This is a genomic window from Allobosea sp. 05T422_2 (genome assembly GCF_056396265.1).
In genome coordinates this window covers 31,301-40,358 of record NZ_JBFTLD010000103.1, presented here as the reverse complement: position 1 = coordinate 40,358, position 9,058 = coordinate 31,301, and the positions used below count along the sequence as shown (strand labels likewise).

The following is a 9,058-nucleotide window of genomic DNA, read 5'->3' as shown; positions in this document are numbered from 1 at the left end:
GCTATCGGCGGATCGGCCATATCTCGGGCCAGCAGCGGCATCCCCTGCGCGAGCGGGAGCGTGTGCACGGCTATCGTCGGGCGCTCCTCGAAGCCGGTCTGCCGCCGCGTCCGGATTGGGAAATCGAGGTCGCGAACAGTCCGGAAGGAGGCGTGAAGGCGGTGGAGCTCTTGCTCGCCTTGCCGCAGCCGCGGCCCGAAGCGCTTTTCGTGTTCAACGACCAGATGGCGATCGGCGTGCTGCACGGCTTGCGTCGTCACGGCCTGCGCGTGCCCGAGGACATGGCCGTGGTCGGCTTCGACGGCATCGCGCTCGCGGCTTTCACGGTTCCGGCGCTAACGACGGTGGAACACCGCCGGCTCGAGCTCGGCCAGCAGGCGGCGACGAGCCTCATCGACCAGCTCGAGGGCGGGGAAAGCCCCGTTCGGTACACGCAGCTTCCGGTCCAGCTCGTGATCCGGGAATCCTGCGGCGGCCTGAAGGGTGGTGGCCTGCCAGCCTAGAGCCCGTGACCAACAACACCAAAAAACCAAGCCGCGRAAAGCGGTGATGATCCAGGGAAGGAAACAGGGATGACGAACCTCAACGGAACAGGCACGGTTTTCTCTCGGCGGCATATTCTGGGCGCCGGGCTCGCTCTCTCGGTCGGGTCGGGGAGGGCGGCGCGGGCCCAGGCGCCGGTGAGCCTCAATTTCGCGGTCTGGGGCAACCGGGCGGAGGAGGACGCTTTCCGCCGGCTGATCGCGGGCTACACCGCGCAAAACCCGCATGTCTCGATCCGGCTGGAGCTCAGCGGATCCTCCGGCCAGCTCTATCAGCAGGTCGATACGCGCCTCGCCGGCCGGCAGGCCCCCGATCTGGTCCGCATCCAGTACCAGCAGGTCGGCCGCTATGCGAAAGCAGGCGCAATCGTCGATCTGAGCGGGCATCTCGACGGCGGCCTGGCAGCGCAATTCGCCCCCGCATTGTGGAAGGCCGTCACCTATCGCGACAAGGCCTTCGCCATTCCCCACCACACCGACACGCTCGCGGTCTATTGCAACATGGAGATGTTCCGGCGGGCCGGAATCGAGCTGCCGCGGCGGCTCGAGGACAGCTGGCGCTGGGAGGAGTTCATCCGGATCGCCCGGATGCTGAAGGACAAGGCCGGAGCGCCATTCGGCTTCGCCTGCGCCTGGCAGAACACCGCCGCCTATCGCTTTCTGCCCTTCCTCTACCAGAATGGCGGCAAATTGCTCGACGAGCAGCTGCTCCAGCCGCAGCTCTCGTCGAAGGAGGGTCTCGAGGCGATCGCCTGGGCCCAGTCCTGGTTCACCGACAAGCTCGTCCCGCCCACGACCTCGATCAAGACCAACGAGCAGACGCAGAACCTCTTCGCCAACGGGACGATCGGCATGCTGGTGCATGGCGACTGGCAGATCCCGTTCCTGCAGGACGCGATGAAACAGGCGKAGTGGCAGGTGACCTATATGCCGCGCAGCGTCAGCATGGCCTCCGATCTCGGCGGCAATTGTCTGGCCGTGACGCGCGACAGCAAGAACCGGGATGTCGCCATCGACTTCCTGCGCTATGCCACCAACGAGGCCAATATGCGCGACTTCTGCATCGCCGCCGGCTTCCTGCCGGTTCGGCGCAGCCTCATGGAAACGAAGCTGGACTACCCGCTTCGTCCCGACGCGATGCAGGTCTTCGTCGAGCAGTCGCGGACGATCCCGGACCATCTGGCCGCGACGGTGACGCTGCCGGATTTCAGCCGCATCAATACGAAGCTCGGCGAGCAGCTCGACCTCGCCTTCACCTCCGGCCAGTCGCCAAAGGACACGGCCGAGAACGTGGAAGGCACCATCCGCAGCGTCCTCAAGAGCTGACGGCGGTGCGGCCTGCCGTCCCGTCTGCGAGGTGATCCATGTCCGACAGCGTCGTCATGACCAGCACCGCGCCCCCCGTTACCGGGGCGCGGGGGCGCCGCTCCTTCCGGCGGCCCTGGATGCTGCCCTATCTCCTGATCACGCCCAACCTGCTTCTGTTCAGCGCCTTCAGTTTCTTTCCGCTGCTCTATGCCTTCTATATCAGCTTCCATGACTGGAGCCTGATCGGCGACGTCACCTATGCCGGCCTGGCCAATTATCGCAGGCTGGTGGCCGACACGCAGTTCTGGCACGCGCTGTTGAATACGGCGGTCTATGCCGTGGCTTCGGTGCCCACCACCATGGCAGGCGGGCTGCTCCTGGCCGTGGCGCTGAACCGACGGATGCCGGGGCGGGTCTTCCTGCGCAGCGTCTATTTCCTTCCGGTCGTGGTTTCGGCCGTCGCCACCGGCATCATCGCCGCCTGGATGTTCAACGAGCATTACGGCGTCATCAACTCCCTGATCGTGCGCCTCGGCGGCGACCGGATCCCATGGCTCTCCTCGCCGGCCTGGGCGCTGCCGTCGCTGGTGATTGCGACATTCTGGGTCAGGGTCGGCTTCTGCATGGTGGTGTATCTCGCCGCGCTGCAGTCGATCCCGACGCTCTATTACGAAGCCGCGACCATGGATGGCGCGTCGCCCTCTCGCCAGTTCTGGAAGATCACGCTGCCCCTCCTGCGGCCCGCCACCTTCCTGTTGCTGATCCTCAGCGTGATCCACTCCTTCCAGGTCTTCGACCTGATCTACGTGATGACCGGCGGTGGCCCGGGATTCTCGACGACGATGCTGGTGCAATACATCTACCAGTCCGCCTTCATGACATCGGAGATGGGCTATGCCAGCGCGATCGGCGTCGTGCTCTACGCCATCGTGCTCGGCTTCACGATCATTCAGTGGCGGGTCAGCCGCCAATCGGAGAACGTGCTATGAGCGGCGTCACCTTCGAGGCTGGCGCCAGGCGCCCCGGCACCCGCCGAACCGGCAACGTGCTGATCTGGATCGCTGTCGTGCTCGGCGCGCTGGCGATGATCTTTCCGCTCTACTGGATGCTCGCGACCGCGATCCGGCCTCGTTCCGAGGTCTTCCAGCCGCTGGTGAGCCTGATCCCGCAGGTGCTGACGCTGGAGAATTTCAGGAATATCGCGCAGCGCCATCCCTTCCTGACCTGGGTGATGAATTCGACCTTCATCGCCGTGATCGCCGTGCTGATCACCGTGTCCGCGAACCTGCTCTGCGGCTACGTCTTCGCCAAGTTCCGCTTCCCCGGGCGCGACATCCTGTTCTTCRCGATCCTGGGCGCGCTGATGATCCCGATCCAGGTGATCCTGGTGCCGGAATTCCTCGTGACCTCCTGGCTGGGGCTGCTGAATTCGCCCTGGGGCGTCATCCTGCCGCGCGCGGCCGAAGCTTTCGGTGTCTTCATGGTGCGCCAGTTCATGGTCAGCATTCCCGATGAGCTGATCGAGGCCGCCCGGCTCGACGGCGCCAGCGAGATGCGGATCTTCCTGCGCATCGTGCTGCCGCTCTCGAAGCCGATCATCGCCGTGCTGGTGATCTTCACCTTCATGTGGCGCTGGAACGACTTCGCCTGGCCGCTGGTCGTCCTGACCGACCAGGAACTCTTCACCCTGCCGCTGGGCCTGAACCTGCTGCGCGGCGAGGCCAATCCGGACTGGGGCGGCGTCATGGCGCTGGCCCTGATCTCCCTCCTGCCGATGCTGCTCATCTTCCTGATCTTCCAGCGCTATCTGGTTCAGGGGATTGCCAGCACAGGCCTCAAGTGAGCCCTTTCCCGACCTCTACCCAAGAGAGACCATGACATGACCAAGATCGCCATGATCGGCGCCGGCAGCGTCGTCTTCGTCAAGAACCTGCTMACCGACATCCTCAGTCTTCCCGCGCTGAAGCAATGCGAGATCGCATTGTACGACATCGATGCCGAGCGCCTCGAAACGGCGGGAATGATGGCGCGCTGGACGTCCGGCCAGTTCGATGCCGGGGCGACCGTGACCGAGCATGCCGACCGCCGGCGCTGCCTGGAGGGCGCGGATTTCGTGATCAACATGGTGCAGATCGGCATGCACGAGGCGACGCTGCTCGATTTCGAGATCCCGAGCCGCTACGGCCTGAAGCAGACCATCGCGGATACCGTCGGTATCGGCGGCATCTTCCGCGGGTTGCGGACCATTCCCTTCATGGTCGACCTGGTCGGKGACATGCGGGCGGTCTGCCCCAATGCCCTGCTGATGAACTACACCAACCCGATGAGCATTCTGACCTGGGCGGTCTACAGGGCCTTCCCAGAGCAGCAGGTGGTCGGGTTGTGCCACAACGTCCAGCACACGGCGCGCGACCTTGCTTCCTATCTCGGGGTCGATCGCTCCCGCTTGAGCTATGACTGCGCCGGCATCAACCACATGACCTGGTTCCTGCGGCTCGAAATCGACGGCAAGGATGCCTATCCGCAGCTGCGGCGTGCCGCCCGCAATCCGGAGATCTTTGCGAAGGACAAGATCCGTTTCGCCCTGCTGGAGCATCTCGGCCGCTTTGTCAGCGAATCCAGCGAGCATACGGCCGAATACACGCCCTATTTCCTGYGCCGCGAGGACCAGATCGCGGAATTCGACGTGCCGGTCGACGAGTATATTCGCCGCAGCGAGCGCAACCTGCGACGCTATGCCGACACGCGGCAAAAGCTGCTGGCCGGCGAGAGCTTCTCGCTCGAGCGCAGCGACGAATACGGCGCATCGATCATCAACGGCATGGTCACGAACGAGCCCCAGCTCATCTACGGAAATGTCCGCAACACCGGGCTGATCGAGAACCTGCCGCAGGATTGCTGTGTCGAGGTGCCCGTGATCGTCGACCGCAACGGCCTGCGAGCCTGCCATGCCGGCACGCTGCCGCCGGAGCTCGCCGCCCATTGCGCGCCGCATGTCTTCGTCCAGGACCTCACCGTGCGCGCTGCCCTGGAAGGCGACCGGGACGCGGTCTACCGCGCCGCGGTGCTGGACCGCCATGCCGCGAGTGTCCTCTCGCTGCGCGAGATCCGCGCCATGGTCGACGACCTGATCGCGGCCCATGGTTCGGCCATGCCGGTCGGCATCCGTTCGACGGCACTCGCTGCCTGAGCGCGCCCAAGCAGGGCAGGCGGCCTGCCTGCCCGCAACGACAAGAACGATAAGGCCGCAAGGAGGGAACGATGAGTTGGCTGACCTTGGAGCATGTCCATAAGCGCTTCGGCGATCACCCGGTGATCCAGGATGTGAACCTGTCCGTGACCAACGGCGAGTTCGTGGTCTTCGTCGGTCCGTCTGGCTGCGGGAAATCCACCTTGCTGCGGATGATCGCCGGGCTCGAGGATATCAGCGACGGCACCTTGCGCATCGACGACGCGGTGATKAACGAGGTGCCGGCGGCGCAACGGGGCATCGCGATGGTGTTCCAGTCCTATGCGCTCTACCCGCATATGAATGTCTACAAGAACATGGCCTTCGCGCTCGAGACGGCGCGGATGACCAAGGCCGAGATCGATATGCGCGTGGCCCGTGCCGCGGCGATCCTGCAACTGGATCACTTGCTCGACCGCAAGCCCAAGGAGCTCTCGGGCGGGCAGCGCCAGCGCGTCGCCATCGGCCGCGCCATCGTGCGCGAACCCAAGATCTTCCTGTTCGACGAGCCGCTCTCCAATCTCGACGCGGAGCTGCGCGTGCAGATGCGCGTGGAAATCGCCAAGCTGCACCAGCAGCTCGGCAACACGATGATCTATGTCACGCATGACCAGGTCGAAGCCATGACGATGGCCGACAAGATCGTGGTTCTGCGCGCCGGAAAGGTCGAGCAGATCGGCTCGCCGCTGGAGCTCTACAACAACCCCGTCAACCGCTTCGTCGCGGGTTTCATCGGCAGCCCGAAGATGAACCTCCTGCAGGCCAGGATGCTGCCGGCGACAGGAGGAGAAGCGCGGGTGGCCCTGGCCGAGACCGTGTTGCCCCTGCCGCATCTGGCTGGCCAGGACGGCGCCGATTGCAGCCTGGGCCTGCGGCCCGAGCACCTGCGGCTCGGCGGCGCCGGCACGCGGATCGGCGAGGCGAAGGTCCAGCTCGTGGAGCAGCTCGGGGGCTCCTCGCTGATCTACGGCGTCCTCTCCGACGGCCAGCCGATCACCGTTCAGGTCGAGGGACAGCAGAAGCCGAAGCCCGGCGAGCGGGTGCCGCTGCATGTCGATATCGCACTGGCGCATCTGTTCCGGCCCGACGGCGCGCGCGTGACTGCGCAAACCGTCGCGCACAGCTGAGGCGGGCGGGATGTCGAGGATCCGCCTCGGACTCGTCGGGCTCGGCAAGATCGCGCACAGCCAGCATCTCGGCGCGATTGCGGCCACGCCCGGTTTCGAGCTGGTCGCGGCGGCGAGCCGGGAAGGCACGCTGCCTGGCTTGCCCGTCTTCACCTCGCTCAGCGCGATGCTGGCCTCGGATATCGATCTCGATGCCGTTGCCCTTTGCACACCGCCTCAAGGCCGGCATGCGCTGGCGGCAGAGGCGCTMGAAGCCGGAATGCACGTCCTGCTTGAAAAGCCGCCGGGTGCCAGCGTCAGCGAACTCGGCCCTCTCGTCGCAAAGGCGGAACGGAGCGGCCGGACGCTGTTCACCACCTGGCATTCGCGTTTTGCGCCCGCTGTCGCGCCGGCGCGCGCCCTTCTCGCGCAGCACCGGCCGCGCTCGGTCGAGATCATCTGGAAGGAGGATGTGCGCGTCTGGCATCCCGGGCAGGACTGGATCTTCGAGCCCGGCGGGCTCGGCGTCTTCGACCCCGGCATCAACGCCCTCTCGATTCTGACCACCATTCTGCCCGAGCCGGTCTTCGTGACCGGCGCCTCGCTATCCGTCCCGGCAAACCGCCAGGCGCCGATCGCCGCCGCGCTCGATCTCGCGGATGGTTCGGGGCTGCCGATCCACGCAGAATTCGACTTCCGCCAGGAGGGCGAACAGAGCTGGGACATCCATGTCGAGACTGAGGCCGGCCTTATCATGCTCTCCTCGGGCGGCAGGACGCTGAGCCATGACGGCCGCATATTKGTCGACGAGCCGGAGCGGGAATATGCGGAGATTTATCGCCGCTTCGAAGCGCTGATCGCGGAAGGCCGCAGCGATGTCGACCTCGCGCCGCTGGCGCTGGTCGGCGACGCATTCATGCTGGGGCGGCGTTTGACCGTCGAGCCCTTCGAGGGCTGACATTCCCCGGGGCGCTATCTGATCGTGCTCAGTTCGCTCGCCGTCCTGCTTGGGCCACTGAAGAGCGCCCCGTAGCCACCTCCGTAAGCGGTGTCCTCGAAGTCGGTGTGGCGAGTGCGTGCGCAGCGATCACCTGCCGTGCCGCCTCGAACACCGCCTTCGCGTGCTCTGCCGCCGGCAGCCCTTGATTGGGCACCTCGACAGAGAGCGTCACGTCGGCCGGCAGTTCCGCCAGGAGGTCCTGCAAGGGCAGGGAGGCCTCGCCTGGAAGCCTGCGTCCCGCGCGCGCCTCCCTGATGATCTCGTCGAATGTCGTCGGGCGTTCGGCCACCGCGTCGCAGAGCTGCGCGCTCCTGATGAAATGCGACGGGATCGTTCTCAGGTCGATCGGAAGACCGCCGCCTCGCGAAAGATGAAGGGCATCGACCAGGACCCCGCCATTTGCCTTGTCGGCCTCCCCTACGATCGCTGCGGCGTCGTGAATGCTGGCGACACGGCGCCATGGCATGTTCTCGATGTCGACGCCCATGCCGAAGCGTGCCGCGACGTCGCACAGAGAGGCGAAGCTGGCGACGAGCCGTCTATGGTCGGGATCGTCGCCGCAGACGCTCAGGCGCCTGGCACCGAGTTCCGCCGCGCTTTCCAGCATCGGGATCAGCGCGTCCGCTGCGAAATTCGCGTCGATGACGACGAATTCGATATCGTAGACGCGCAGGCCGGTCTGGGTCAGCAGGGACCGTATCGACCGCATCTGAGCACTGCCGGGGCGGATCTCGTAGAAGGGCGCGCCAGGAAAGGCCGGATTCAGCCGAAGCCCTACCGCGGAGAAACCGACTTTCGCCGCGAGTGCGACGAAGTCGAGCGGCGGCACATCGATCGTCGTGAAATGCGCGATTCCAAGAGGCGGCTGACCTGATGGCGATGACACGGGACGCTCCATCGCTTCAGGGCTGCAACTGGCCGGCAAGGCGGGTGTGGAGGTTGGACCCGGTGCGCTGGATATGCTCGCGCAGCTTGGCGCAGGCATAGTCGGCGTCGCGGGCGACCGCGCCCTGGGCGATCTCGCTATGCTCGGCGGCGACGTTGCGGTCCCCGCCTTGGGCCACCAGGAAGATCCGTCGATAACGGTCGTTCAGGTTGTGCAGCATGACGCAGGCGTTCAGCAGCAGCGGCATCCCGCAACCGGCGAGGAGCATCATGTGGAAGTCGCGATGCGCGTGCTCCCAGGCTTCCAGTGTTGCCGGCTCACTGGCGATCCGCTCTATCCGGTTGAGACGGTGAAGGGCGCGCATCACGTCGCTTTCCCAGGCCAGGTCGCCTTTCGCGATGGCTGAGGAGAGCGCCAGGCTCTCGAACTCGACGCGCAGTTTCGTGATCTCGGCAAGGTTGGACAGCGAGACCGGCGCGACAGTGTATCCGCGGTTGTCGTGCAGTTCGACAAGCCCCACCGCAATCAGGCGGGCAAGCGCTTCGCGAAGGGGACTGAGCGAGACGTCGAGCTGCCGACGGACGGTATCGAGATTGATCTTGGTGCCGGGCGCCAGTTCCCCGGACAGGATCGCCTCGCGGAGGCGATTCACCAGAAGCGACGCCTTGGTGTTCTTTGCCGTCGCTGGAGTGCCTTTCGACGAAAACTCGGCGGGGGGCAGGTCGTCGACAGCGATGTTCATCGTCCCTCCCTTGAACCCGTCGGCGCGAGAGTCGAGGTGGTATGATAATCGATTATCTACGTCAACCGGGCGGCGATCGATACGCCGCGAGTAGATGGGCTGCTTCTCCAGATGTGGTGCAACTATCTCACAGATGGGCTTATTTCAGAAGGTTCTCGGGAATTACTGCGCTGGAAGGCCTCGCTCAGCGTGTGCGGAGCCGGCGCATGGCGTTCTTCATGCGGCTCTTGATTGACAGATAATCG

Annotated in this window: 9 protein-coding genes; 7 read left to right on the top strand and 2 right to left on the bottom strand. The window is 65.2% G+C overall.

What is annotated here, in order from left to right:
• The 7 genes from AC1DJT_RS18630 to AC1DJT_RS18600 form a co-directional block, all read left to right on the top strand.
• A partial coding sequence (locus AC1DJT_RS18630) for a substrate-binding domain-containing protein (protein ID WP_476834615.1) occupies nt 1-503 on the top strand: 503 nt, incomplete at its 5' end.
• Nucleotides 504-572: 69 nt separating this feature from the next.
• Nucleotides 573-1,868: an ABC transporter substrate-binding protein gene (locus AC1DJT_RS18625; protein ID WP_476834614.1), complete on the top strand. Its 1,296-nt coding sequence runs from the start codon at nt 573-575 to the stop codon at nt 1,866-1,868.
• A gap of 38 nt (nt 1,869-1,906) precedes the next feature.
• Complete coding sequence (locus AC1DJT_RS18620; protein ID WP_441504588.1) at nt 1,907-2,839, top strand: carbohydrate ABC transporter permease; 933 nt, start codon at nt 1,907-1,909, stop codon at nt 2,837-2,839.
• Nucleotides 2,836-3,693, top strand: a complete 858-nt coding sequence (locus AC1DJT_RS18615) for a carbohydrate ABC transporter permease (protein WP_476834613.1) — start codon at nt 2,836-2,838, stop codon at nt 3,691-3,693. Before AC1DJT_RS18620 ends, AC1DJT_RS18615 begins: the two co-directional genes overlap by 4 nt.
• Before the next feature lie 36 nt (nt 3,694-3,729).
• The gene (gene melA / locus AC1DJT_RS18610) at nt 3,730-5,040 is read left to right on the top strand and encodes an alpha-galactosidase (protein WP_476834612.1); all 1,311 of its coding nucleotides are present in this window, start codon (nt 3,730-3,732) and stop codon (nt 5,038-5,040) included.
• A 71-nt stretch (nt 5,041-5,111) separates the two neighbouring features.
• Nucleotides 5,112-6,206, top strand: a complete 1,095-nt coding sequence (locus AC1DJT_RS18605; RefSeq protein WP_476834611.1) for an ABC transporter ATP-binding protein — start codon at nt 5,112-5,114, stop codon at nt 6,204-6,206.
• A gap of 10 nt (nt 6,207-6,216) precedes the next feature.
• The gene (locus AC1DJT_RS18600) at nt 6,217-7,143 is read left to right on the top strand and encodes a Gfo/Idh/MocA family protein (RefSeq protein ID WP_476834610.1); all 927 of its coding nucleotides are present in this window, start codon (nt 6,217-6,219) and stop codon (nt 7,141-7,143) included.
• 28 nt (nt 7,144-7,171) lie between these two features.
• Here the strand turns inward: AC1DJT_RS18600 and AC1DJT_RS18595 are convergent, their stop codons facing one another.
• Together AC1DJT_RS18595 and AC1DJT_RS18590 are read right to left on the bottom strand one after the other, a co-directional pair.
• The gene (locus AC1DJT_RS18595) at nt 7,172-8,071 is read right to left on the bottom strand and encodes a sugar phosphate isomerase/epimerase family protein (protein WP_441504583.1); all 900 of its coding nucleotides are present in this window, start codon (nt 8,069-8,071) and stop codon (nt 7,172-7,174) included.
• 16 nt (nt 8,072-8,087) lie between these two features.
• Nucleotides 8,088-8,813: a GntR family transcriptional regulator gene (locus AC1DJT_RS18590; RefSeq protein ID WP_441488494.1), complete on the bottom strand. Its 726-nt coding sequence runs from the start codon at nt 8,811-8,813 to the stop codon at nt 8,088-8,090.
• Nucleotides 8,814-9,058: the final 245 nt, after the last annotated feature.

Bases quoted from the DNA above. Each gene is read 5' to 3' on its own strand.
- AC1DJT_RS18620 (WP_441504588.1), top strand. From the start codon at position 1,907: ATGTCCGACAGCGTCGTCATGACCAGCACCGCGCCCCCCGTTACCGGG.
- AC1DJT_RS18590 (WP_441488494.1), bottom strand. From the start codon at position 8,813: ATGAACATCGCTGTCGACGACCTGCCCCCCGCCGAGTTTTCGTCGAAA.